This window comes from Rhizobium sp. 2YAF20, assembly GCF_052114685.1.
In the GTDB taxonomy this organism is placed as follows: Bacteria; Pseudomonadota; Alphaproteobacteria; order Rhizobiales; family Rhizobiaceae; genus Rhizobium.
Genome location: NZ_JBFRFF010000056.1, coordinates 1 through 23,818, shown reverse-complemented (window position 1 = coordinate 23,818; position 23,818 = coordinate 1). Strand labels below are relative to the sequence as shown.

Annotated in this window: 23 protein-coding genes and 3 pseudogenes; 9 read left to right on the top strand and 17 right to left on the bottom strand. The window is 59.9% G+C overall.

Annotated elements, in window-relative coordinates; translation table 11 throughout:
* Positions 1 to 2 precede the first annotated feature (2 nt).
* The 3 genes from AB4Z52_RS32980 to AB4Z52_RS32970 are packed head-to-tail and all read right to left on the bottom strand — an operon-like array spanning position 3 to position 3,979.
* Positions 3 to 1,109, bottom strand: coding sequence for an imelysin family protein (locus tag AB4Z52_RS32980; RefSeq protein ID WP_442222063.1), 1,107 nt, complete (start codon positions 1,107 to 1,109; stop codon positions 3 to 5).
* Positions 1,109 to 2,650, bottom strand: a complete 1,542-nt coding sequence (locus AB4Z52_RS32975; protein ID WP_442222062.1) for a di-heme oxidoreductase family protein — start codon at positions 2,648 to 2,650, stop codon at positions 1,109 to 1,111. Before AB4Z52_RS32975 ends, AB4Z52_RS32980 begins: the two co-directional genes overlap by 1 nt.
* 45 nt (positions 2,651 to 2,695) lie before the next feature.
* Complete coding sequence (locus tag AB4Z52_RS32970) at positions 2,696 to 3,979, bottom strand: imelysin family protein (RefSeq protein WP_442222061.1); 1,284 nt, start codon at positions 3,977 to 3,979, stop codon at positions 2,696 to 2,698.
* A gap of 214 nt (positions 3,980 to 4,193) precedes the next feature.
* Here AB4Z52_RS32970 and AB4Z52_RS32965 point away from each other — a divergent pair, with 214 nt between their 5' ends.
* On the top strand, positions 4,194 to 4,718 hold the full coding sequence (locus tag AB4Z52_RS32965; RefSeq protein WP_442222060.1) for an HPP family protein: 525 nt from the start codon (positions 4,194 to 4,196) through the stop codon (positions 4,716 to 4,718).
* A 4-nt stretch (positions 4,719 to 4,722) separates the two neighbouring features.
* Here the strand turns inward: AB4Z52_RS32965 and AB4Z52_RS32960 are convergent, their stop codons facing one another.
* The 5 genes from AB4Z52_RS32960 to AB4Z52_RS32940 form a co-directional block, all read right to left on the bottom strand.
* Positions 4,723 to 6,012, bottom strand: a complete 1,290-nt coding sequence (locus AB4Z52_RS32960; RefSeq protein WP_442222059.1) for an RsmB/NOP family class I SAM-dependent RNA methyltransferase — start codon at positions 6,010 to 6,012, stop codon at positions 4,723 to 4,725.
* Positions 6,013 to 6,143: 131 nt separating this feature from the next.
* The gene (locus AB4Z52_RS32955) at positions 6,144 to 6,503 is read right to left on the bottom strand and encodes a septal ring lytic transglycosylase RlpA family protein (RefSeq protein ID WP_442222070.1); all 360 of its coding nucleotides are present in this window, start codon (positions 6,501 to 6,503) and stop codon (positions 6,144 to 6,146) included.
* Positions 6,504 to 6,961: 458 nt separating this feature from the next.
* The gene (locus AB4Z52_RS32950) at positions 6,962 to 7,834 is read right to left on the bottom strand and encodes an SDR family oxidoreductase (protein WP_442222058.1); all 873 of its coding nucleotides are present in this window, start codon (positions 7,832 to 7,834) and stop codon (positions 6,962 to 6,964) included.
* On the bottom strand, positions 7,834 to 9,006 hold the full coding sequence (queG, locus tag AB4Z52_RS32945; protein WP_442222057.1) for a tRNA epoxyqueuosine(34) reductase QueG: 1,173 nt from the start codon (positions 9,004 to 9,006) through the stop codon (positions 7,834 to 7,836). The genes AB4Z52_RS32950 and queG overlap by 1 nt, the downstream gene beginning before the upstream one ends.
* 13 nt (positions 9,007 to 9,019) lie before the next feature.
* Entirely contained in the window at positions 9,020 to 9,712 is a 693-nt protein-coding gene (locus AB4Z52_RS32940) for a glutathione S-transferase family protein (RefSeq protein ID WP_442222056.1), read from the bottom strand.
* 281 nt (positions 9,713 to 9,993) lie between these two features.
* On the opposite strand from AB4Z52_RS32940, the gene AB4Z52_RS32935 reads away from it, so the two are divergent.
* Positions 9,994 to 10,791 carry an undecaprenyl-diphosphate phosphatase gene (locus AB4Z52_RS32935; RefSeq protein WP_442222055.1) on the top strand — a complete coding sequence of 266 codons (798 nt, stop codon included), beginning with the start codon at positions 9,994 to 9,996 and terminating at the stop codon, positions 10,789 to 10,791.
* Positions 10,792 to 10,888: 97 nt separating this feature from the next.
* Here the strand turns inward: AB4Z52_RS32935 and AB4Z52_RS32930 are convergent, their stop codons facing one another.
* The 7 genes from AB4Z52_RS32930 to dnaN all read right to left on the bottom strand — a co-directional run bounded on the left by AB4Z52_RS32930 (position 10,889) and on the right by dnaN (position 15,895).
* Complete coding sequence (locus AB4Z52_RS32930; protein ID WP_442222054.1) at positions 10,889 to 11,041, bottom strand: hypothetical protein; 153 nt, start codon at positions 11,039 to 11,041, stop codon at positions 10,889 to 10,891.
* A gap of 285 nt (positions 11,042 to 11,326) precedes the next feature.
* The gene (locus tag AB4Z52_RS32925; RefSeq protein WP_442222053.1) at positions 11,327 to 12,307 is read right to left on the bottom strand and encodes a complex I NDUFA9 subunit family protein; all 981 of its coding nucleotides are present in this window, start codon (positions 12,305 to 12,307) and stop codon (positions 11,327 to 11,329) included.
* Positions 12,308 to 12,434: 127 nt separating this feature from the next.
* Positions 12,435 to 12,722 (bottom strand): DUF1330 domain-containing protein, encoded by a 288-nt coding sequence (locus tag AB4Z52_RS32920; RefSeq protein WP_442222052.1) that lies wholly within the window; start codon positions 12,720 to 12,722, stop codon positions 12,435 to 12,437.
* A gap of 11 nt (positions 12,723 to 12,733) precedes the next feature.
* Positions 12,734 to 13,456, bottom strand: a complete 723-nt coding sequence (pyrF, locus tag AB4Z52_RS32915) for an orotidine-5'-phosphate decarboxylase (RefSeq protein WP_442222051.1) — start codon at positions 13,454 to 13,456, stop codon at positions 12,734 to 12,736.
* On the bottom strand, positions 13,453 to 14,043 hold the full coding sequence (locus AB4Z52_RS32910; protein ID WP_442222050.1) for a histidine phosphatase family protein: 591 nt from the start codon (positions 14,041 to 14,043) through the stop codon (positions 13,453 to 13,455). The genes pyrF and AB4Z52_RS32910 overlap by 4 nt, the downstream gene beginning before the upstream one ends.
* 16 nt (positions 14,044 to 14,059) lie before the next feature.
* Positions 14,060 to 14,653: a phospholipid N-methyltransferase PmtA gene (gene pmtA / locus AB4Z52_RS32905; protein WP_442222049.1), complete on the bottom strand. Its 594-nt coding sequence runs from the start codon at positions 14,651 to 14,653 to the stop codon at positions 14,060 to 14,062.
* Between the two features lie 123 nt (positions 14,654 to 14,776).
* Complete coding sequence (gene dnaN, locus AB4Z52_RS32900; RefSeq protein WP_442222048.1) at positions 14,777 to 15,895, bottom strand: DNA polymerase III subunit beta; 1,119 nt, start codon at positions 15,893 to 15,895, stop codon at positions 14,777 to 14,779.
* Between the two features lie 254 nt (positions 15,896 to 16,149).
* On the opposite strand from dnaN, the gene rsmI reads away from it, so the two are divergent.
* From rsmI to AB4Z52_RS32870, 6 genes and pseudogenes are all read left to right on the top strand, one after another.
* Positions 16,150 to 17,064: a 16S rRNA (cytidine(1402)-2'-O)-methyltransferase gene (gene rsmI, locus AB4Z52_RS32895; protein WP_442222047.1), complete on the top strand. Its 915-nt coding sequence runs from the start codon at positions 16,150 to 16,152 to the stop codon at positions 17,062 to 17,064.
* A 25-nt stretch (positions 17,065 to 17,089) separates the two neighbouring features.
* Positions 17,090 to 17,452, top strand: a pseudogene (locus AB4Z52_RS32890) (YraN family protein); the annotation flags it as partial.
* Between the two features lie 69 nt (positions 17,453 to 17,521).
* Positions 17,522 to 18,514: an endonuclease/exonuclease/phosphatase family protein gene (locus AB4Z52_RS32885; protein ID WP_442222046.1), complete on the top strand. Its 993-nt coding sequence runs from the start codon at positions 17,522 to 17,524 to the stop codon at positions 18,512 to 18,514.
* A gap of 99 nt (positions 18,515 to 18,613) precedes the next feature.
* On the top strand, positions 18,614 to 19,117 hold the full coding sequence (locus AB4Z52_RS32880; RefSeq protein WP_442222045.1) for a cupin domain-containing protein: 504 nt from the start codon (positions 18,614 to 18,616) through the stop codon (positions 19,115 to 19,117).
* Positions 19,118 to 19,208: 91 nt separating this feature from the next.
* The gene (gshB, locus tag AB4Z52_RS32875; RefSeq protein ID WP_442222044.1) at positions 19,209 to 20,156 is read left to right on the top strand and encodes a glutathione synthase; all 948 of its coding nucleotides are present in this window, start codon (positions 19,209 to 19,211) and stop codon (positions 20,154 to 20,156) included.
* A gap of 205 nt (positions 20,157 to 20,361) precedes the next feature.
* A pseudogene (locus AB4Z52_RS32870) lies at positions 20,362 to 20,475 on the top strand (ATP-binding protein); the annotation flags it as partial.
* A 520-nt stretch (positions 20,476 to 20,995) separates the two neighbouring features.
* Here AB4Z52_RS32870 and AB4Z52_RS32865 read toward each other — a convergent pair.
* Positions 20,996 to 21,151 (bottom strand): annotated as a pseudogene (locus tag AB4Z52_RS32865) (nuclear transport factor 2 family protein); the annotation flags it as partial.
* 148 nt (positions 21,152 to 21,299) lie between these two features.
* Complete coding sequence (locus tag AB4Z52_RS32860) at positions 21,300 to 22,094, bottom strand: SDR family NAD(P)-dependent oxidoreductase (protein WP_442222043.1); 795 nt, start codon at positions 22,092 to 22,094, stop codon at positions 21,300 to 21,302.
* A gap of 103 nt (positions 22,095 to 22,197) precedes the next feature.
* Here AB4Z52_RS32860 and AB4Z52_RS32855 point away from each other — a divergent pair, with 103 nt between their 5' ends.
* Positions 22,198 to 23,088, top strand: coding sequence for a LysR family transcriptional regulator (locus AB4Z52_RS32855; RefSeq protein ID WP_442222042.1), 891 nt, complete (start codon positions 22,198 to 22,200; stop codon positions 23,086 to 23,088).
* The last annotated feature ends 730 nt before the right edge of the window (positions 23,089 to 23,818 follow it).

The window sequence follows — 23,818 nt, the reverse complement described above, 5'->3', positions numbered from 1 at the left end:
GATCAGTCTCCATCCGCGAAGGAGAAGCCGGCCTTGAGGCCGATGGCGGCGCCAAACCCATCGGAGAAGTCCGTGGTTAGATCGCGGGTACCGGCTAGAAGCACGTCGATCTTGGTGCGTTGGCCATCATCGGAAAGGGCCGCCGGCACGTCCGGATTAACGGTCGGCGCCGTCGCGATCAACTGCGTCAGAAGCGTGTCGATCTTGCCCGCGATATCGCGGTTGCCGGCGGGCAAAAGGTCGGCCATGCCGGCCTTGGTCCACAATGCCTGCAAGCCTTCGAGATTGGTGGTTATCGATGTGAAGCTATTGCCCGAACGCCAATAGATCGCCATTTTCGGATGCGCAGCGTTGACGTCGCCTTTGTAGAAACTCTCAAGACGTTGATCACGGACGTTCGCAGCGCCGTGGACGAGAACGCCGAGAAGGGCGGTGATCGCCTCTTTGTTGTCCTCGAATGCCTCGCTGTCCTTACCGGGGTTCTTCCAGGCCTTCTGTATGCCGTCGGGCTTGTCCCATTCGGCTGAAATCTCGCCTGAAACGGTCCCGATATTCTCAGCGATTGCCGCGCCGTAGCGGCAGCGGAAACCTTGCCTGTCCGTGAAAAGCGTCTCTGCGCCGTTGCCATAGAGTACATATTCGAGCGCGGTCAGGCTCTGCAGCGCAACGCTTTTGGTCGAGACGGCCTCTGCGGTCGCGTCCTTGTCGTCTCCCTTGGCGATCAGCGCCTGCACCTGTTTCATACCGATCCCCTTGCGATCGGGAAAGAACAGGATGTGCTCGAAGCGGTTCTTGTCGAGCACCGGGCCGGTCTGGAGGATCTCGATCATCGACCAATTCCTGATCGTGTCGGCAAAGGCCGTTTTTGCATGGCTCAAGGTATCGGGCGACGGCGCGTCGCAAAGGTCCTTCATCGAGACAGTCAATCGGGACGCCGACTGATGCATGTTGCGGTAGCCGGGGCGAATGACATCGTCGACTGCCTTGCGCATGACATCTGGAACCATCGCCTCGTTCAGTGTGTCGGCGGGCGCTGCCTGCTGGGCAAGAGCGGGCAGGGCCGCTGCGCCAAAGAGGAGGCCGGCAAGGAGAAATTTCCAGTGGCGCATCAAAGGGACTCCAGAAAGGTGATAAGGGATTGCCTGTCGTCTTTGGGCAGGGATGCAAAGGCGTCTCGGGCCTTGGCGGCCTCTCCACCATGCCAGAGGATGGCCTCGGTCAAGTTCCGCGCGCGACCGTCGTGGAGGAAGAAAGTATGCCCGCTGACGGTTTGGGTAAGGCCGATGCCCCAGAGCGGCGGTGTTCGCCACTCGTGGCCGGTAGCAACGCCGACCGGCTGGCCGTCAGAAAGGCCGTCGCCCATGTCATGCAGAAGGAAATCGGAATAGGGCCAGATGAGCTGGAAGGATTGCGCCTTCGCCCTGGCATCGCTCCGCGTCACGAATTTCGGCGTGTGACAGGCGATGCAGCCGGATTGATAGAACATCTGCTTGCCACGCAATGTCTCGGGGAAGCTCGCCTTGCGTCTGGCCGGAACGGCAAGATTCTCCGAGTAATAGGTCATGAGATCAAGCACAGGGTCCGGAGCTTCGGTAGCACCGAGACGCTTCTGCACGCCGGTCGGCATCGCAAGACATTGCGGCTCCTTGGCAGTGCAGTCGCCAAACGCGTTCGGGTGATCCGGATTGGAAATGCCGATATCGGTCACGAGGGCAGCGGACGTCTGGTCGCGCACGCTCGCGTTCTGTGCCTTCCAGCCGAAACGCCCCAGCGCAAGCTTGCCCGTCCTGTTGTCACGCACGATTGCCGCCTTGCCGGAAATGCCGTCGCCCTTGCGATCGTCGGGATCGGCGCCTGCAAGGATGTCGGCGTCCGCGATGGCTTCGATAAGGCCTAGACCCAGCATTGCCGGAGCAACGCGCGCTGAAAGCGTCGTCTCGGGATCGAGCGGGCCGTAGGCAAGGTCGGCAGCCGAATAGCCGGGCTTGCGCAACGAGACGGTCTCGCCGCCGGCAAGGGTGACATTTTGCTCGCTGTAGGTGACCGCGACCCTGCCTTCGGCGGAAAGACCCGGCACTGCGAGGTCCTGGAGCTGCGTCCCATAGGTCGGATCAGGAAAGTTGATCGCGCGAAAACTCGCCATCGCCCTTTGTTCTTCGGGCGTCTTGGCCGGCCGGGCCAATCTTAGGAGCATCGACGAGGCATTGCCATCGGCCTCCAGCGGATGGCCGCGACCATCCTTGATATGACAGGTTTGGCAGGACCGGGCGTTGAAAAGTGGGCCGAGCCCGTCCGTCGCCTGCGTCGAGGAAGGTGAGGAGACCCAGAGCTGACGGAAGAGGGCGTTGCCAAGGTGGAAATCCAGCCCCTTGTCCTTGTCAAGATTGGCCGAGGGTTGCGAGAAAGCATCTGCGGTGACGGGAGCAATCGAGGTTGTCGCCCCGCTTTCCATGGCCTCGTAAGGCTCTGCCTTGGAGAAATCCGCCGTCGGCTTCGTGACCTCTGCGACACGTTTGCGCTCAGCCGGGGAAAGGTCGCTGCGAATGATCGAACCGTTCAGTGCGTCCGCGGCGACCAGCGAAACCGCACAGCCAAGAATGCCCGCCACGAAGGCGGGCAGACAGAGGCTGGCGGCACGAATAGGGATCATCGCGGTCAGGACGGCAGTGCCTTTCAGCGCCGCCGCCCTCCTTTGTTACTTCTTGAAGACGGAGTTAGGATTATCCAGGCTGTCCGAACCGGCAAGCTTGATGGTGCCGATGTCAAGCGTTGCGATGACGCGCTGGATAGTTTTCGTCTGGTCGAGCAGGCCGTCGATGACGTGCTGGACGACTGCGTTGCCCTTGGTGTTGCCTTCGCCAATCATCTGATCGTACTTTTCGACCGTCTCGCCGCGCTTGACCATGGTGGTCGCCGCCGTGCTCGTGGCGGCGAACTTTTCCATCATTTCCTTATCGATGGCCTTGTCCTTGGCAGCGACGAGATCATGCAGCGACGGGCCCTTCATCTTGGTGCCGTCAATCCTGGTATAGTTGCCGGTATAGGCGGCTTCGATGCCGATGATGTCGTTGTTGTAGGTGTTGTAGGTGTTGTCGGAGAAGCAATCATGCTCCTGCTCCGGGTCGTGCAGCAGCAGGCCGAGCTTCATCCGTTCTCCCGCCAGTTCGCCATAGGAGAGCGAGCCCATACCGGTCAGGATTGCGGTGATGCCCGCCTTCACATCTTCTTTGTCATGCTTGGTTGCCGGACCGTCCGGCTTCCAGTTGTCGGTCATGACCTGCATGTCATCGACAAGCTTCGTCGACACCGATTTTAGATACTCGGCGCGCCGGTCGCAATTGCCGTGCGTGCAGTTCTTCAGGTCGTAGTCCGTGTAGGGACGCTCGCCGGCACCTGGGCCGGTTCCATGCAGGTCCTGTCCCCAAAGCAGAAATTCGATCGCGTGGTAGCCGGTCGCGACATTCGCCTTGACGTCGCCGGCGCTCTGCAGCGTGCTCGACAGGAACTCAGGCGTCAGATGTGAGGCGTCGACGTCCTTGCCATTGATCTTTATCGTCCTGTTGGCGATGACGTTGGCAACATAGAGGGCGTTCTCGTCGCTCTCCGTGCCGTAGGAGGCATCGACATAGTCGATCAGGCCTTCGTCCAGCGGCCAGGAGTTTACCCCGCCTTCCCAATCATCGACGATCGGGTTGCCGAAACGATAGACTTCCGATTGCGAATAGGGAACGCGGGCTTCAATCCACCTGGCGCGGGCCTCGTCGAGCGTCTTTTTGCTCGGATTTGCGAGCAGCGCATCGATTGCCGTGTCCAAACGCTTCGCCGTAATCAGCGAGTCTTCGTATTTGGCATGCGCGACCTCGGCATAGTGCTTGATAACAGCGGCTTCGTCGGGGGCAGCATAGGCCGGAATTGTGTAGGCGGTCAAAGCGACCGCAGCCACCGCCATTGCGACATAGAAATTGGTCTTCAGATTCATGGGGTCTTCTCCAAAAGCGGCGGGGCCTGCGAGAACTCGCGCGATCGGTTACATGGCCGAAAATTAAACTGGTGTCAAATACTCTAGTTTGGAATGATTTTAAGATCGGATGTGCCATTTCGCCGCAAAAATCCAGAATGGATTTGCTTGCAAAATAGGCAGAGACAGGTCAAAAAACATGCAAATTTGGCAACCGTGAAGAAATCCCGACAATATGCGCCGACATCTCAGGCATTTCATTCATCGCCACGAGCCAAAGGGTCACTGGCACGGTCACCTGAAATCGGGCGCAGGCGCCGTGATCGGCATGGCCATCGTCGGTGCATTGACGATTGTAACCGGGATTCCGATGCTGATAGCGCCGTTCGGTGCGACGGCTGTGCTGATATTCGGCCAGCCGAAGAGCGCCCTTGCGCAGCCGGCCAATGTGCTTGGGGGCTATTTGCTTGCCGCCTTTATCGGCAGCGTCGCCATGGTGCTCTTTCCTGGCCTTTGGTGGGCAGCGGCCGTTGCGGTTGGACTGTCGATCGCAGCGATGCTCATTCTGAGAGTAACGCATCCGCCGGCCGGCGCGGTCCCTCTGGTGGCCTTCGCCTCGCATTTGCCGGCGACGACACTGTTTCTCGTCGTATCCCTCGGCAGCATTCTGCTGATCGCGGTCGCTGTCCTCCACCACCTCGTTCCGCCGCGCCAGCAATATCCGCTGCGCGCGCCGCCTTTTCCCGAGAGCGCTGGATAAAGTTTTAAGGCTTGCGTCGCAGTCGGCAGAAAAAGAAGCCGTCGGTATCGGTCGAGGCCGGCGTCAGCGTGATCGTCTTGCTGTCTGAAGTGCGTGGGCGCGGCGCATCTGCGCCGAACAGCGTGGCCCAGGAACTCAGCGCCTCGACGATTTCAAATTCGGGATTATCGGTCGCGAAGCGAGCAACCTGCGCCTCGTTCTCTTCAGGAAGCACGGAGCAGGTGACATAGAGGAGCATGCCGCCGGGTCGGACGAATTCCGCTGCCTGGGCGAGCGCTTCCTGTTGCTGGCTGATCCGCTCCTCAAGGTTCTTCTGGTTCAGCCGCCACTTGGTATCGGGGCGCCGCCGCCACGTTCCGGTGCCGGTGCAGGGCGCATCGACCAGAACCTTGTCGCAGCGTCCGCGCAGCGCGAGCAACCCCGTTTTGTCGTCATGGACCTGGACATTGCGCGTGCCGGCGCGTTTCAGCCTCTCGATGATCGGCGCCAGCCGCTTGCGGTCGGAATCATAGGCATGAACCTGGCCCTTATTGTTCATAGCCGCAGCCATGGCCAGCGTCTTGCCGCCGCCGCCGGCGCAATAGTCGAGCACCTGGTCGCCTTCGAGCGGCATGACAAGGTCTGCGACGATCTGCGAACCTTCATCCTGCACCTCGAACCAGCCTTTCTGGAACGAAAGCTCGGCTGTTACGTTTGGTAGACGGGAGGCGCCTTCTCCGGCGGGAATGCGGATGCCCTGGCGGGCAATTTTAGCAGTTTGCGCCCTGACACGATCGAGAGCCTTCAAGGCCTTGTCGCGGGATGACTTCAGGGAATTGGCGCGCAGGTCAAGCGTCGGGCGCTCGGCAAGCGCCTTTGCTTCTGACAACCAGGTATCTCCAAACGCCTGGGCAAACGACGGCTGAACCCATTCGGGTATGTCACCCTGCACATAGCCGGGTGCGTCGGCAAGCGAGCGGCCGGCAAAGGCGGCAAGGGTTTCGGAGCTTGGCGGTTCCGGCGCAAAGCGGTCGCCGGCGAGTTCGGTGGCAAGGATGTCTGGTGTAACGCCCCACTGGCGAAACAGGACCGCATGGGCAAGCGCCGAAGGGCTGTCGTCATCCATCAGGTAAGCGTGCGAGAGCCGCATGCGCAGCGCGTCATAGACAATGTTGCCGATCGCCGCCCGATCGCCCGATCCCGCAAAGCGGTGCGCAAGGCCCCAGTCCTTCAGCGCGTCGGCTACCGGTCGCTTGCGAGCCTCGATGTCGCCAAGTATCTCGATGGCCCCTTGAAGCCGACCGCCCAAACGCATTCACTCTTCTCCTGCATGACGCTGGCGCCTCATCAATCCGCTCGAAATCAATGCATGGCGGCGGATTATTGAGACGTCTAAACCGCGTGGTAACCGCGATTGACGGAGAGAGCAAGCTTAAGGGCGAATTGCTACGATGCGCTGACGACCTGGTAGCAGATGCTGGCAGTGCCGGTCGAGACCATTCCGATGTCCTGCGCTGCTGCCCGCGACAGGTCGAGCACGCGTCCCCGAATGAAGGGACCGCGATCATTGACGCGAACCACGACGGTCCGTCCGTTATGCTTGTTGGTCACTTTCAGCCGCGTGCCGAAGGCAAGCGACCGATGGGCAGCAGTAAGTGTCGAGGGGTTCATGCGCTCCCCCGAAGCAGTCTTTGAATGTGCCGCGTACCAGGACGCCCCTCCGCATCCATTTGAAGCAGAAGCGTCAATCGGTGCGATAACAACGGAAGCAGATATAGTGGCGGAGATTGCAATACAGCGGGTGATTATATTCAAAACAGATTGTCCCTCGACATTGTTAAACTGCGCGTCCCTGGCGGTCGCGCTTAAATGATCTCAAAAATGGCGAAAAAGTGCCCGCATCGATCACGGACTGTTACAGACCGTAATATTTCGGATCGAGAGCGAATATGATTAGCAAATGATGAAATTCAGAAATTTGGAAAAATCCCAACGGAATCAGTCGAAAGTGGAACAAATTTTCCGTTCATTTTATTGGAAAGCGAATCATCACAAAATCAAGAAATTATTTTTTCCGAGTTCGCCATAATTCTTGCCACAATGTGCAAATTAAGGGGCGATTAACCCTTTCGAGGGAGGAAAAATAGCTACTCAGTGTGGATTAGTAGGAATTTCCTGCTCTTTTTGGTCGGGGAGTTTGCGGCTCGGCCGGTCAATTTTCGTCGCCGGCGGGCAAGAGCAATCCGCAAATCTCTTTAACCCGCTCAGGCTCTCCAGTGCCCCGAAAACCAGAGGTCTGCGAGCGACATCCGGTACTCCGGGTAGCAGAAAGCAAATCCGAGGGAGCGAAGTCGCGCGTTGGAGACGCGCTTGTTCTCGCCATAGAAGGAGCGTGCCATGGGGCTGAGTTCCGCGGTCTCGAAGGCTTGCTCCGGCGGCGCCTCGACACCCATCAGCCTTGCTGCTTCCGCCACGACATCCTGCGGCGGGGCGGGCTCGTCGTCGGTCACATTGTAAAGGCCACCGAGCCCGCGGTCGGCAAGGAAGAGGGCGGCGGCTCCAATGTCCTCGACGCGAATGCGGTTGAAGACTTGATCCTTCTTGACAAGCCGCCGCGCCGTACCCCTATCTAGATTGCAGAACGCATTGCGTCCCGGACCGTAGATGCCGGCAAGTCGCAGCACCGCGACCGGCACGCCGATGGCAAGGCCCAGCGCCAGCCACCCGTCCTCGGCCTCGACCCGCTCCACCGAACGCGCGGAAACGGGGTGCACCGATATATTCTCGTCAATCCAGGCGCCTTTGTGATCGCCATAGACGCCAACGGTTGAAAGATAGCCGACCCACTCGAGCTTCGGCATTGCTGCACGGATCTCGGCGCCGAGAAGCCGGAGCAAAGGATCGCCTGCCTTGCCCGGCGCGATCGACTGCACCAGATGCGTCGCACTTTTCATGACATCGAGGAGTGCGGCATCGATGGTCTCGCCGTCGAAGACGAAACCATCGATGCCGTCCTGTTGCAGCAAGGCGGCCTTCTCGGCGGAGCGCGTCGTGCCGGAAAGCTGAACGCCCGGCTTTGCAAAGCTCCTGCCAATCGCCGTGCCGGAATAGCCGCAACCGAAAATCATCATATGCATCATGCCACTCCCGCCAGCCGCCATTCGCTTCGCACATCCTCGTCAGCCTCTTCGCGCTCTTCTGTAGCAAAAGCACGAAATTCGCCAGCCGTCATCAGCCGCGACAGTGCCCAGACGGCCATGCCACGGACAATGGGGGAGGGATCGGCGCCAAGCCGGCGACATGGAGCGATCAATGCTCCGTCCCCGGAATTGCCGGCGGCGATCAGCACGTTACGGATAAACCGGTCCCGGCCGATACGCTTGATCGGAGACCCGGTGAAAAAAGTGCGAAAGGCCGGATCGTCCAGCGTCAGCAGGAAGGCGATCGAGGGCTCCTTCAGATCATCGCGGGCTACGAGCTTCATTTCCGAGGCCTTGGCGGCGAACTTGTTCCATGGGCAGGCGGCCAGGCAGTCGTCGCAGCCATAGATGCGATTGCCGATAAGCGGTCTGAGCGACGGCTCGATCGGCCCCTTGTGCTCGATGGTAAGGTAGGAGATGCAGCGCCGGGCGTCGATTTGATAGGGTGCGGGAAAGGCGTCGGTGGGGCATGCGTCGAGACATGCGCGGCAGGAGCCGCAATGATCGACCTCGGGCGCGTCCAAGATCAAGTCGGCGGTCGTGAACATCGAGCCGAGAAACAGCCAGGAACCATGTGTGCGGCTGACGAGGTTTGTATGCTTGCCCTGCCATCCAAGCCCGGCGGCAGCGGCCAGGGGCTTTTCCATCACCGGTGCAGTATCGACGAAGACCTTGACGTCCTCCTGCGATCGCGCCGCAAAACGCGTGGCAATCTCCTTAAGCCGTCCCTTGATGACGTCATGATAGTCGCGGTTGCGGGCATAAACGGAGATTGCCGCCTTGTCGGGCTTGGCGAGAATGCCGCGCGGGTCCTCTTCAGGACCGTAATTCAGCCCGAAGACGACAATCGAGCGCACCTGGCTCCAGAGTATCAACGGGTCGCCGCGCCGTTCGCGTGTCTCCGCCATCCACTCCATCGTGCCGTGGTAGCCGTGATCGAGAAAATCGGCGAGCCGCTTGCGCGCGTCGGGAATGGCGCCGGGCCGTGTGACGCGACAAAGATCGAATCCCTGTGCCCGTGCTTCCACTTGCAGAAAACGCGTCAATTCCCGGCGTCGCTTTTGCAGCTTGTCATCGGAGTGACTGGACGGGTCGCAATGTTCGGGCATCGGCGGCCCTCGTTCAGAAATCCAGGTCGGCGTAATGGGAAACGGGCGTTAGTCCGCGCACGCGTTCGGTCAGCAACGGCCGGAAGGATGGCCGCGACTTCAGCCGCTGATACCAGTCCTTGACCACCGGCACCTCGGCCCAATCGATCTCGCCGAGATAATCGAGAACGGAGAGCGATGCAGCAGCCGCAAGGTCGGCGTAGCTCAGCCTTTCGCCGGCAAGCCATTGTCGCGATCCAGCCAGCCACGAAAGATATTTCAAATGCTGCCGGATATTGGCGCGTGCGGTCCGCATCATCTTGCTGTCGGGCGCACCGCCGCCCTGCTCGGCCGACATCTGCAGCTTGAAGACCCGCTCGCGCGCCAAGGGCCGCGTCACGTCCTGTTCCATCTTCTGCATGAACCATTCCGTGAGCCGACGAATTTCCGCCCGCTGGAAAGGATCTTCGGCCAGAAGCCGCCGGTCGCGCTTCAGGACGCCGTGGGTCTCGTCGAGGTATTCGGAGATGACGGTGGCGCCGCAGAGCGCCCGCATGCTGTCGTCCACATAGACCGGCAGCGTGCCTGCGGGGTTGAGTGCCAGGAAGTCGCGACGCTTTTCCCACGTCTGTTCTTCGATCAGCTCCGTCTGATAACCGTATTCGGTCAGGATCAGACGGACGAACCGTGATGCGGAAGACATGGAGTGATGGTAAAGCGTCGGCATTGAAACTCGAATTTTGTGAGTGATGGATGCATCGACCGAGGCCTTGTAATCTGGCGGCCCTAGTCATGACTCATTCGTTGAAGCTATAGAAGTTTGGCCCCGCGAACACAAGCGAATCGGGCCGCCCAGCCCTTTGACAGAGGACACCACATGACTGAACAAATCATCAACAGCCGATAATCAGCCTCTTTCGCCGCGCCTCTGACGAATTTAGATGGATGCCGCTCCGATCGGCCTCAACGCAGTTCACGTCCGACCGAATTCCAACCCGGAGACAATTTATGGACTACATAAACTCAATAATCTTGGGCATCATAGAAGGCATTACCGAGTTTCTGCCAATCTCGAGTACCGGCCACCTGCTCATTGCAGAGCAATGGCTCGGCAGCCGGTCTGATATGTTCAATATCGTCATCCAGGCAGGCGCCATCCTCGCCGTCACCTTCATTTACTGGCGTCGTCTGTTGGATCTACTGCTTGGCTGGCGAGATCCGCAGAACCGTGCCTATGCAGCCAAGCTGATTGTCGCATTTCTCATCACCGCAGTTTTGGGACTAGTCGTCAAGAAACTCGGCTTCGAACTGCCGCAGACTGTCACGCCGATCGCCTTGGCGCTGATCATCGGCGGTATCTGGATGATCTTTGCCGAATGGGCTGCTGCCCGCAAGCCGCCCCATACCCAGATTACCTGGCTCGTCGCCATCCTGGTGGGCATAGCCCAGATTGTCGCCGGCGTCTTTCCCGGAACATCACGCTCTGGCGCCACGATTTTCGTCGCAATGCTGGCAGGCACGGGAGACCGCGCCGCTGCGACCGAATTCGCTTTCCTCGTCGGCATTCCAACCATGTATGCCGCAAGCGGCTATGAACTCATGAAGACGCTCAAGGACGGTGGAGCGGCAGGCGAGAACTGGACCTCGCTGGCGATCGCCTTCGTCGTTTCCACGATCGTGGCTTTCGTCGCCGTCAAATGGCTGCTTTCCTACATCCGAAGCAATCGATTTACGGTTTTCGCCATCTACCGCATTATCCTCGGAGCGCTGCTGCTCGGCCTGGTCGCAGCCGGCGTGGTGCGCTGAAACATCCCCCGAACACCGCATTCGCGCCTTCATGGCGCGGATGCATAGGGTCCTGCCGGGTTTCTGCGCCCAGCGCCGAGGCGCCGGCCGTTTTTTGTCAGGGATTGATAGACCCGGTGCTGCACGGATCGACGCCATAGGCGGGCGAGCACTCGCCCTTGACCGCTGCCACGCTGCCGGGCGCAATGAACGAACCCGCAACGATTACCAACGCCGCGCACGCAAACAAAAGCGCGATGGACTTGCCCATGGAAGAATGCCTTTCTGCAATTTGAAGCGCGTCGCTATGTGGTCTTGGGATCCAACTGGACGGCGCGCGGATTTGTTAGTGGGTGGAATGGCATTTAGCAATAATTGTTCCAGCTAAATTTGGCGTTAATGTCACTTGTTTTCAGCTGCGTCTTTTGAGCAACGATTGCGCTTGAAATACCCGTCGAAAAGCGCCGGAAAAGCCTCAATCCCGCCGCCAAAATACAAAAAATCGCCCGCTGGGCTCAACGGGCGATTCTTAAAATTTTCTTGAATTTTTTAAGACTCAGGCGGCCTTGCCGGAGCCGGTGAACTGACCCTTGGGGCGATAGCGCACCAGATAGGACGGCAACACGGAGGTCAGCATGGTTGGGCGTATGCCGATTGCCGAAAGCGTGCGACCTTCGGCCTCCGCTTCCTTCGAGACGATGTTGTCGTACTTCAAAAGGCGAACCTGATCGGGTGTGATCGGCGGGGCGATCAACGGAATGAACGACGCGAGCCTGCCGATCAAGGAGGCGACGCCAAACGGCAGCGACACCAGCGCACGCTTGCGGCCGACGACCGAAAGCACCGTCTCGAGACATTCGCGGAAGCTCAGTACTTCCGGCCCACCGAGCTCATAGGTCTTGCCGGGCGTGAGCGTGCCGTCGACGGCGCGGGCAAGGGCCTCGGCGACATCTTCGACATAGACTGGCTGGAACTTGGTCACGCCGCCGCCGATCAACGGCAGGGCAGGCGCGAGGCGGGACATCTCGGCAAATTTGTTGAAGAAATTGTCTTCCGGGCCAAAGACGATCGACGGTCGCAGGATGATCGCATCGGGCTTGATCGACAGGATCGCAGCTTCGGCGCGGCCCTTGGTGCGACCGTAGACGGAGGTCGAGCCAGGATTGGCGCCGATGGCGGAGAGATGCGTCAGCGTTGCACCGACGGAGCGAGCGGCTTCGGCCACGGCGCGGCCGCCGAATTCCTGGACGGCGTCGAACGTGTTGCGCCCGCTTTCCGATAGGATACCGACGCAGTTGACGACATGCTGGGCGCCTTCGACGGCGCGGTCGATGGAGTTGCGATAGCGAAGATTGGCCTGGACGATGGAAATCTGACCCATATTGCCGGCAGGCACCAGGAAGCCAGCAAGATCCGGCCGCCGAACGGCAACGCGGATGCGGTACCCGCGCTTGGCAAGGACACGCACGACATGACGCCCGACAAAGCCGGATCCTCCGAACACGGTGACGAGCGGCGGAAGATTCGACAGGGTCATGGCAGGTTCCTCGAAAGGCTTTGGATTTTATCGATCTGGGGATTGTACCGATCTGGTTTCGTCTTAGCCGAATCGAAGCGCGAGGTGAAGTGCCATCGCGCCGCATCTAAAAAGCCGTTCGTTTGGTTTAGATGCCCTCGACGACGACCATTTCGGCGTCCGCAATTTCGTGGCGGATTTTCGCGGCAATCTGGTATTCGGGCGAATTGTAGCAGTCGACGGCGTGCTGCAGCGAGGGAAATTCGATGACGACATTGCGCGCCCGTGCGGTCCCCTCCAGTTGGACGTGGGCGCCGCCGCGTGCCAAAAAATTCGCACCGTATTTTTCGAAAGCCGGCTTGCCAGCCGCGACGTAGTCCTTGTAGCGCTCTGTGTCGCGAACATCGACACGGGCGATCCAGTATCCTTTAGGCATGACGGTCCTCCTCATTTCCAGTGGTTTGCCGGCCAGAGCGCCGAGAGCATCTCGTCCAGTATTGCACGGGCCGCCTGCTTGGGGTCCGGTGCCTTGATGATCGGGCGGGCAACGACCAGGTGGCTCGATCCGGCGCGGATGGCATCTGCCGGGGTCATAACGCGCTTCTGATCCCCCTTGTCGCTGCCGACCGGCCGGATGCCTGGCGTTACCAAAGCCATCTCAGGCCCGATGATCGGGCGCACGGCGGTCGCCTCTTCCGCCGAGCAGACGATACCGCCCATGCCGGCAAGGCGTGCCTGCTCGGCTCGCCGCAGCACCAGGGCATGCGGATCATATTCATAACCCGCGTCAATGAGATCCTGCGCATCCATCGAGGTCAGCACAGTGACACCCAGGAGGCAGAGATCGGAGCCTTTCGCGGCGGATACAGCCGCCTGCATCGCCTTCGGATAGGCATGCAAGGTCAGCATCGACATGCCCATCTTGGCGATATTCTCGACGCCGGAGGCGACCGTGTTGTCGATGTCGAGCAGCTTCATGTCGAGGAAGATCTTCTTGCCACTCTCGGCGAGATCGCGGGCAAACTCCAATCCGCCGGCAAAGGCCAGCTGATAGCCGATCTTGTAAAAGAGAATATCGTCGCCGAGCGTGGTGACGATTGCCTCGGCTTCCCTAAGGGTCGGCACGTCCAGTCCGACGATCAGGCGCTCGCGTGCTGTTGGTGCGGTCATTGCTCAACCCATCCCGGCCAGTCTTCGATAGGCGTCCAGTCGCATGAGAGCGCCCGGTCTGCAAGACGAAAACAGAAAAGATTGCCGCCACCCGCCGGTTGATCCCCCTGCCGAGCGATGGGTCGCTTTTCAAGGTGGCATTTGAGAAGGGTACCGACGCCGCCATGCCCGACAAACGCGACCGGCACCTTGGGGTCGTGCTGCCCTAGCACCTCCTCCACCTTCAATACGATGCGCGCTTGTGCGTCGATGGCCCGTTCCCAGCCATGAAAGCTCGCGGTCGGATTGGCGAAAAACCAGTCTGCGGCTTTCTCGAATTCCGGCGGCGGCAGGAAGCCAGTGGCGCTGCGATCATTCTCGTGCATGCCCTCAATGACTTCGACCGAGAGGCTTCCCGCCGCCACCAATGCGGCGGTCTCCATCGCCTTGGTCTCGTCGCTCGAGATAATCCGCCCGAGCTGCCTGGCCCAGGGTCGGGTTGCTGCCAGCAGGGCACGCGCAGCGCCAGTCTCCGAAAGGCCCCATTTGGGAACGGCGACCGCCTGATCGATGCGGACTTGCGGATGCGTGATATAGAGCGCGAACATCGATGTAAGGCCCCTGTCAACCGCGGCGGTAGATCCAGAGTTGGGCAGGCGGGATATTGCGGACGACGAAGTCGAAATGCTTGATGTGGTAGCGTTCCGGCCGGGCGATGATCGGCGATACGGCGCCGTAGGAAATCTGCACCACGGGACGGCCGCGCGGCAGCCTGTCAAGCAAGCTCTCGAGTAGCGCGATCCGGGCCTGCATTGGAAAGTTCAGCAGCGGAATGCCCGAGACGACGGAATCGAACCTCTGGCCGGAAAGAGCGCCGAGCGTCTTATCAAGGTCGAAAGCATCGCCGTTGATGAAATTGACGGCGGGATAGCGGCGCACGAGGTGATTGAAGAAGTCGGTGGAATATTCAATCGCCACCAGCTTTTCCGGCGATAAGCCGCGGGCAAGGATCGCTTTGGTGATGGCGCCAGTCCCTGGGCCAAGCTCGAGAACGGGGAGACTGGATTGAATATCGACAACGCTTGCCATCTTGCGGGCGGTAATCGAAGAGGTCGGCACGATCGAACCAACGGTTCGTGGCCCCTGCATCATGCCCTTGAAGAAGCGAATCTCCTCGTCGAATTTCTTTCCTAGCCGTTCCTTCAGCCGCAAGGCCATGGGGTTCCTCCAACAGATTTGCCTAAAACGCAGGCGTATTGCACACGTCTTATCTTGCAAACCCATTTCGGAAAGACAAGGTTGAATGTCGCAAGCGACAAAGTTTATGTCGCCTTGGTGAGATTAAACCCGCATCGGCATCAGAACGTAGAGCGCATCGTCGCCGGCCGTATCGCGGATCAGGGTCGGGGAGCCCGCATCTGCCAAAAGGAAGATCGCCTCGTCGCCGGAGAGCTGCGCCGTGATGTCGAGAAGGTATTTTGCGTTGAAGCCGATTTCCATCGGATCTGTATCGTAGCCGACGGCAACCTCCTCAGTTGCGCTGCCCGAATCCGGATTGTTGACGGTCAAGAGGAGCTGCCCGTCGGTAAGCGCCAGCTTTACCGCGCGTCCACGTTCCGACGAGATCGTCGAAACGCGGTCGACGGCCTGGGCGAAGGTCTGGCAATCGACGCGCATTTCCTTGTCGTTATTGGCGGGGATGACGCGCTGGTAGTCCGGAAACGTGCCGTCGATAAGCTTCGACGTCATGACGATGTTGCTGATCGTCAGGCGGATCTTGGCATCCGACACCTCGACGGTGACATCGACATCGGGATTGTCCATCAGCTTCTGAAGCTCGCTGACAGTCTTGCGCGGAATAATGATGCCGGGCATGCCCTCTGATCCGGACGGAGCGTCGACGTCGGCGCGCGCGAGGCGATGGCCGTCGGTGGCGACGGAGCGTAGTTTCAGCTCACCCTTGCTCTCGATCGTGTGGAAGAATATGCCGTTGAGATAGTAGCGCGTCTCCTCCGTCGAGATCGCGAACTGCGTCCGGTCGATCAGCATCTTCAACTCCTTCGCCTTGAGGCGGAAGGAATGGCTGAAGGTGCCGGCGGTGAGGTCCGGAAAGTCCGATTGCGGCAGGCACTGCAGGGAAAATTTCGAACGGCCCGACGCCACGGTCATCGAGCTGCCATCGGCATTGGTTGCCAGCAGTACTTCCGAGCCGTCCGGCAGCTTGCGGACGATGTCGTAAAGCAGATGGGCCGGAACGGTCGTGGCACCCGCCTGCTCGACATTGGCCGGCGTCGCCTCGGTGATCTCGAGGTCGAGGTCAGTCGCCTTCAGATCGAGATTGGCACCTTCGGCCTTCAAGAGGATGTTCGAAAGGATCGGGATCGTGTTGCGGCGTTCCACCACGCGGTGCACGTGGTTCAACGACTTCAAAAGGTTTGACCGCTCAATAGTAATACGCATGGGATGCTACCGCTTTCGACCGTTACTGCCCCGGCGCGCCAGGGTGCGCCTGAAGGAATTCCTCTCCGCGCCAGGCCCGGAGGAGTGGACCGGCAAAATGGCAGAATTCAGCATATGAATGCAAGGGGCATGCGCCGTCGCAGCCGTTCATTTCGGATTTTCCCTTTGGAAGACCACAGGATTTCGTCCTCTATTGCCCAGGCGGCGCGCCTCGCCCATAAAGGCTGAACTTTTTGACAGGGCGTGGACGGCATATGAGTGACGAGACTTCAAGCGAGGGTGGCAAGCAGCGATCCTACAGGCTGAACAACGCAGCGGTTCCCGCCCGACCGCTGGAGCCGGCGCTCTATCTCGTTGCGACGCCGATCGGCAACCTCGGTGATATTACGCTGAGAGCGCTGGAAACCTTGGCAGGTGCGGATGTGCTGGCATGCGAGGATACGCGCGTCACCCGCGTCCTGCTCGACCGCTACGGCATCCAGAACCGCCCCTATGCCTATCATGAGTACAATGCCGACGAGGTCGGCCCCAAATTGCTGCAAGCCCTGGCCGGCGGCCGTTCGGTGGCATTGGTCTCCGATGCCGGCACCCCGCTGGTTTCCGATCCGGGTTATCGGCTTGCCGTCCAGGCGATCGAGGCGGGCTATCGCGTCGTGCCCATTCCAGGCGCATCCGCACCGCTTGCGGCCCTCGTCGGCTCCGGCCTGCCGAACGACGCGTTTTTCTTTGCAGGCTTTCTGCCCGCCAAGGACAAGGCCCGCCGCGACCGCCTCGCAGCACTTGTCGAGGTGCCGGCAACGCTGATCTTCTTTGAATCACCGCACCGCATTGCGGCTACCCTGAAGGCTGGCGCAGATGTTCTCGGCGCTACCAGGAAGGCATCCGTCTGTCGGGAACTGACCAAGACCTTCGAGGAGTTCCGTCGTGGGACGCTTACCGACCTCGCCGCCTACTATGCAGGCGTCGACAACGTCAAGGGCGAGATCGTCCTCCTTGTCGCTCCACCAGAGGAAGTCACGACGACCGAGGCAGATGTCGAAGCCCTGCTCACGGACCTGTCGAAGACAATGCCGACCGCCAAGGCCTCGGCGGAGGCCGCGCGTCTGACGGGCCTGTCGAAGCGCGACCTCTATCAACGTCTCCTTGAGATGAAGGCGCGGCCTGAGTGACAACGGCGAGCGCCACAACGCCTGACGTCGCGGCCATGTCTGGGAACATCTCGCAGCACTTTTCCTGCGCGCGAAAGGCTACCGCATCCTTGCCATCCGCCCTCGCACCAAGCTCGGCGAAATCGACATCATCGCGCGCATGGGCGATCTTGCCGTGTTTGTCGAGGTGAAGGCGCGACGGCTGGACCAGGAGGCGATCGATGCCGTTTCCCATAGTGCGCAGAAACGCATTCGCGGCGCGAGCGATCTGTGGCTCGTCCGCCAGCCCGACCATGCCCATCTGCCGCAACGCTGCGACATCGTCGCCATCTTGCCCTGCCGGTGGCCCCGACATTTTCGGGACGCGTTCTCAACGATCGTTCACGCGGACGTCACAAAACGCGATTAAGGCCGCCACGAATTCGCGCCGGCATGACGAAGTTGACGCCACCCTCTATCGATAGCAGACAGGCTGACAATGATCCGCAACACCGTTTCCCAATTCGACATCCCCTCCCAGGAGGAGCGCCAGCGATTCTGCACACTTGAAAAGACACCGTCCGTCCACGACGCGCTGATCGCTTCGCTTTCCTGCATGAACGCAGTCCGAATTGGTGGAACTTCAAGCAGAACGGCGGCGCTCGCCTTCCCATTTGCAGTGGCAGCCTGGAACCTTGAACGCTGCCTCTTTCCAGAGGAATCCGCTGCAAAGCTTCGAACAACCGCGGCGCCGCTCGTACTCCTGAGCGAAATGGACGAGGGCATGGCCCGAACGGCTCAGAAGGACCCGACCGCTATCGTCGCTGGTGAACTCGGTCTGGCCTATGCCTATGGTGTCGAATTCTTCGAGCTCAGCCTCGGCTCGGAAATCGAACGTTCCTACCGCAGCGATGACTTCAACGCGAAGGGCTTTCACGGCAACGCGATCATGGCGTCGACGGCGCTGAAGCAACCCTTCCTCCTTCGTCTGCCGGGTGAAGCGGCATGGTTCAAGGACAGCAACGAACAGCTGCGGATCGGCGAACGCTGCGCCGTCGGCGCGACGGTGGAAACCGCGGCTGGGCCATTCGTCGCCGTGTCGGTTCATCTCGAAAGCGTGGCCAACGGGCCTTATCGCGAACGCCAGATGGCCGCGCTGATCGATGCCGTTGAGGCTTATGCGCCCGGTCTGCCGATCCTGATCGGCGGCGACTTCAACACCGGCAATCATTCAGGCGGCAATTTCGAAACTGATACGCTCTTTGCAATGGCCGCCCGCCGTGGTTTTGAACGTCACGGTGGTCCGCTCGTTCAGGTGAGTACCCGACCGAGCCTGATCACGCGATTTCCGGAGCGCGTGATGAAGCTCGACTGGTTCCTCACCAGAGGTTTGAAAATCAGCGAAAGCCACCTCGTTTCCTCGTTGAACGATGAAGGCAAGCCATTGTCAGATCATGACCTGCTGATTTGCACAATCGAAGGTTTTGCTTAAAGCAGGCGATAGTTAAAATGCAATCTCACCCGTCAACGTCGCGCTTACCTCCGTCGTGCCATTAGATTTTCGACGCCAATCGCATGACGGGGGATGATCATGGTCTGGAAACCGATGTTGGCAACGGCCGTCGCTTTTGCGGCACGCGCGGTGCCCGAAGTTCTTGCTGCGCCGGAAGCAAAGGGATTTGTTGCCGGCGCCGCTGATGACATGACACTTCGACCGTCGCCGATCGAGCCCGGCTGGATCATTTCAGGAACGCCGGTCGCGCGGCTGGCCGAGCACTCTCGCGGCCAGGACGATGCGGCTGTCACCGCGATCTGGGATTGCACGTCGGGTGCGTTCAACTGGCACTTTGGCTGGGATGAAACAGTGATGATCCTCGAGGGCGAGGTTCTCGTCACGACCGAGGACGGCACCGAACGGCTGCTGCGAGCCGGCGATGTCGCCTATTTTCCGGGCGGCAGCTCGGCCGTCTGGAGCATCGAGACCTACGTAAAGAAAATTGCCTTTTGCCGCAAACCCTTCCCAAGGCCCCTGACGGTCGCCTACCGTCTGCGCAATTTCATAAGGAGCGGCGGCGTGCAGGGTTTAGCTGCCTGAGGCCATCATCTGTCGTGCAAGCCACTGAATAGCCGTTGCGTTCGAGCGATCGGCGACCTACATCTGTCCGGAATTCGAGCGAGGGGCAGAGATGGCGAAGATCAGGAATGTCGCGGTCCAGATGGACCATGTGTCGGGCATCAACATTGCAGGCGACAGCACCTTCGCCATGAGCCTCGAAGCGCAGGCCCGCGGCTACAAGCTCTTCCACTACACGCCGGAGCGCCTCAGCATGCGCGATGGCAAGGTCCATGCAACGGCAGAGCCCATGGTGCTTCGAGATATCAAGGGCGACCATTTCGAGCTTGGCGAGCCCGAGCGGATCGACCTTGCGACGATGGATGTCGTGCTGCTGCGCCAGGATCCGCCCTTCGACATGGGCTACATCACCTCGACGCATATGCTGGAGCGTATCCATCCGAAGACGCTCGTCGTCAACGACCCGGCCTGGGTTCGCAACTCGCCGGAAAAGATATTCGTCACCGAATTCGAAGACCTGATGCCGAAGACGCTGATCACCCGCGACGCGGCCGAAATCCGCCGCTTCCGCGAAGAGATGGGCGACATCATTCTGAAGCCGCTTTACGGCAATGGCGGCGCCGGCGTCTTCCATTCGACGCGCGATGATCGCAATCTTTCCTCGCTGCTGGAAATGTTCGGCCAGATGTTTCGCGAGCCCTTCATCGCCCAGCAATATCTGCCCGACGTCCGCAAGGGCGACAAACGCATTATTCTTGTCGACGGCGAAGCGGTCGGCGCCATCAATCGTGTTCCGGCTGAACACGACAGCCGCTCCAACATGCATGTCGGCGGCCGTGCAGAGGCAACGGAGCTGACGCCGCGCGAACAAGAGATCTGCGCCCGGATCGGGCCGGCCTTGAAGCAGCGTGGTTTCCTGCTCGTCGGCATCGACGTCATCGGTGATTACATGACTGAGATCAACGTCACGTCTCCGACGGGAATTCGCGAAGTCAAGCGTTTCGGCGGTGCCGATATTGCCAGCCTTCTTTGGGACGCCATCGAGCGCAAGCGGGCCTGAGATCGGGCCCGCCATCGCGGTTTTCCCTCTCCATCGGTCTTTTGTTCCACGCCTACAACCCGCTGCAATCCAATTGCAGCGGATGCGGGAAACCGTTCATTTATTGTTCTTACTTTACTCTTTTTCCCACGCAAGATTGCAATTAATGGCCTCTTCCCGCCCGGATGCGCATCTGTTCAGGAAGGCGCGGACGAAGGGACGAGGAATGGTTGCGCGCGTCAATACGATTGTATTTCGGGGCATTGAAGGCGTCCCGGTCGAAGTTCAGGTCATGATTGCGCCTGGCAAGGTGATGATGCAGAATATTTGCTCACCCGAAATGATGGATTTTGACGGATATCAAATTCTATTGACGCCAACGCAAAGCCGCTATGGGGCAGTTTTGGGGCCGAAGGTGGCGTTCGGCGATCCTCGGGCTCTCTGACCGCTTTGCGCCCTATCTCGGTCATAGAGCCCACCCTAGCGGGGTCTCTAAAGCGGACATGGAAGCGGATGGCGGGGCGGCGTGTTTGCGCCGACAGCGGCCGCTGAAGCCCGTATCGCGGAGCGTTTTAGCGGTCGGTCGGCACACGCCTGACTGGATGCTGGTCGCTTGCGACAGCCTTTCCGCTATCACCGACTACGCCGGTGGTGGGCTGTGTCACAGGAGAGTTTTCCCGAAGGCTCCTAACGTCCCGCTCGGGCGGAGTCCCAAACATCCGAGCGTACTCCGGGGATGTGCGCATGTTGCCGATCGTCGTCCGGGACCGGCGACGTCATGCCTGATCGAATATCTTTCCGCCACCACCTCGCTGTGAGTGTCGCTGGAGCGATAATCTGGTGGCAACGGTCCCGAAGGGTCAGGGCTTGGGGCGTGCGTCCGTCTCGGATGCCCGCCCCAGTGCTTGCGTGTCGACATACTCCCGGATGTTCGTGACTTTGCCATTTCGAACGGTGATGGAGAAGACCCAATGGTCCTCGAACGTCCTATTCGCGGATTTGATGCTTCCCGTAGCTCATGAGATCCTCCGGATCGCTGTTTGAATTGGAAATACGCTCACGAACGCAAGGCACATCTGACTTGAGCTGTTGTCTGCCCTGAGAGGTAACCAATTTGCTTTGGCCCTCCTTGGAGCGGCTCAAGCGTGCCAAAAGCGGGTTGCCTTATGCGATTGTCCGCACGACACCGCCGTCGACTCGCAAGGACGTCCCTGTTGTCGCCGACGCCTGCTTCGAGCAGACATAGACGACTAGGTTTGCGACCTCTTCAGTCGTTGCGAACCGCTTGATGAGCGTGCTCGGGCGCGTCGTTTTGAGGAACTGCTGCTCGGCTTCCTCTTGCGTAATGCCTTGCGCCTCCGCTGCCGCCTTCATCCAACCGCCCATAATCTCCGAATTCGTCGGACCCGGCAGGACCGAATTGACGGTGACGCCTGTACCGGCAACTGTCTCGGCCAAGCCCCTTGCAATGGCAAGCTGAGCAGTCTTGGTCATAGCGTAGTCGATCAGGTCCACGGGGATAGCGAGCGCAGACTCGCTACTGATGAAGACGACGCGACCCCAGCCGCGCTTCATCATGTTCGGCACATAGTGACGGGAGGCGCGAATGCCGCTCATGACGTTCAGCTCGAAGAGATCGATCCACTCGCTGTCGCCAATTTCGAAGAAGGGCTTCGCGCGCCCGGTTCCCACATTGTTGACGAGAATGTCCGCATCCGGCGCCCGCGCGAACAACTCCGCCGCGCCTTCCGGAGTCGCAAGGTCGGCAACAACGCCAGTGAACTCACCTTTTGGGAAAAGCGCGCGCAACTCGCGAAGCGTAGCGGCGACCCTGTCCTCGCGGCGGCCGTTGACCACGACCGCGGCACCGGCGCGCGCCAGCCCTTCTGCAATGGCTCGGCCGATACCGGCCGATGATCCAGTGACGACCGCCTTGCGGCCAGTAAGATTGATATTCATGACACATTTCCTTTCAAGGGTTGCAGTACGCCCTATTTAGGTCATGTGAAAATCGTTGATAATAACGCTTATCTCCATAAGATTGATGCTTCAGGAGAATGAAATGGATCGGTTTCACGAATTGAGTGCCTTCATCGCGGTTGTCGAAGCAGGCGGCTTTTCAGCCGCCGCGCGTCGGACCGGCGAGTCACAGCCCGCCGTCAGCAAGTCCGTCGCCGCGCTTGAGAAACGTCTTGGCGTGGCGCTGTTCAACCGCAGCACCCGCAGCGTGACACTGACGGATCAGGGGCAGCGATATTATGACCGGACGAAGCCGCTCCTTGATGAGATCGACGATGCCGACAGCGAACTGACGAGCAGCACGCTGAACGCGTCTGGCCTGATCAGGATCAGCGCGGCCTCCACTTTTGGCCGCCTGCATATCCTGCCGCTGATCCCCGACTTGTTGTCTCTTAATCCTGGCCTTCAGGTGGATCTCGTTCTCTCGGACTTCGTGCGAGACATGGTGGAAGATCGGATCGACCTGGCAATCCGGGTGGGGCTTGTCGAAGACTCTGATGCGGTTGTCCGGCGGGTGGCGGGCACGCCCCTCGTATGCGTCGGATCCCGTCGCTACTTCGAGAAACACGGAGTACCCAAGACCCCCGCGGAGCTGAGTGATCACAATTGCCTGTTATACGGCGGCCTGACGGAATTGGCGAAATGGCCCTTTTCAGGACCAGACGGACGATTTAGCGTCCCCGTTCGCGGCAACCTTTCGTCCAACAGCGTCGAAACGATCCGGGCTGGTGTTCTGGCCGGCGTTGGAATTGGCCTCTTCGCCAAGGTCTCGCTCGCCGATGAACTCAGCCATCCTGACGTGGTTACAATTCTCGACGACTTTCTGAACGACGCCAGAGACATTAGCCTCGTCTGGCCGAAGCGTCGGTTCGTGCCGGCACGCGTGCGCCGCGCGACTGACTTCTTTGCGGCCGCCATACCGCAGCGGCTTTAGCCGAGTCTCACTTGCCGAAATCTCCATTCCTTGCCAGCCATCGGCAGCAGCCCTAGCGTTACGAACGTGTTTCAAATTGTCGACCCCTAAAATTCATTCTGCGATCTAGAGGTCCCAAAGACCTCAAGGCTATCGCGACGATAATGTCGGCGGCCCAGATTTCGGAAACTCTCGCCCTGATCGCGGGATCGCATCGCGGAGAACCAATGCCGAGCAGGCCGAAGTAGCGCCGCTCGTGATCGGTGGCGTTGGACGCTTATGTACGGCGATGCCCTGTCGCTGCAACTTCTGTTTTGGGCGATCGGCGGAAATTCGCTGACTTCCGGATTGCGCCAAGCGGGCATCGGCTCCGTTTGGAGGGTATGACCGATTTGGGGCCGATCCCGGACCTCGTCGTCAGATACTTCGATGTCCGCTTTGTGTAGGGTGCATTGGGGGCGGACAGTCTGCCGTCGGCCCCTTCCGTCTGCAACGCGCCCCTTGCACGAACCCGCTTCGCGGGAGGGCGTGCGCGGTGAGTTTCGTATGATTATCTGAGGTTCTAGGCAGGCTGCAGGTGTTGCCTGACCATGGAGTTCCCTTCAACGAGAGGAACGTTCAATGGCCAGCTTCTCCAACGATACCCGGACCACACCGCTTCGCCAACGCATGCAAGAAGATATGCTGATGCGGGGGTTGGGATCCCACACTCAGCAGGACTACATCCGTCATGTCCGGCGCTTCGCAACGT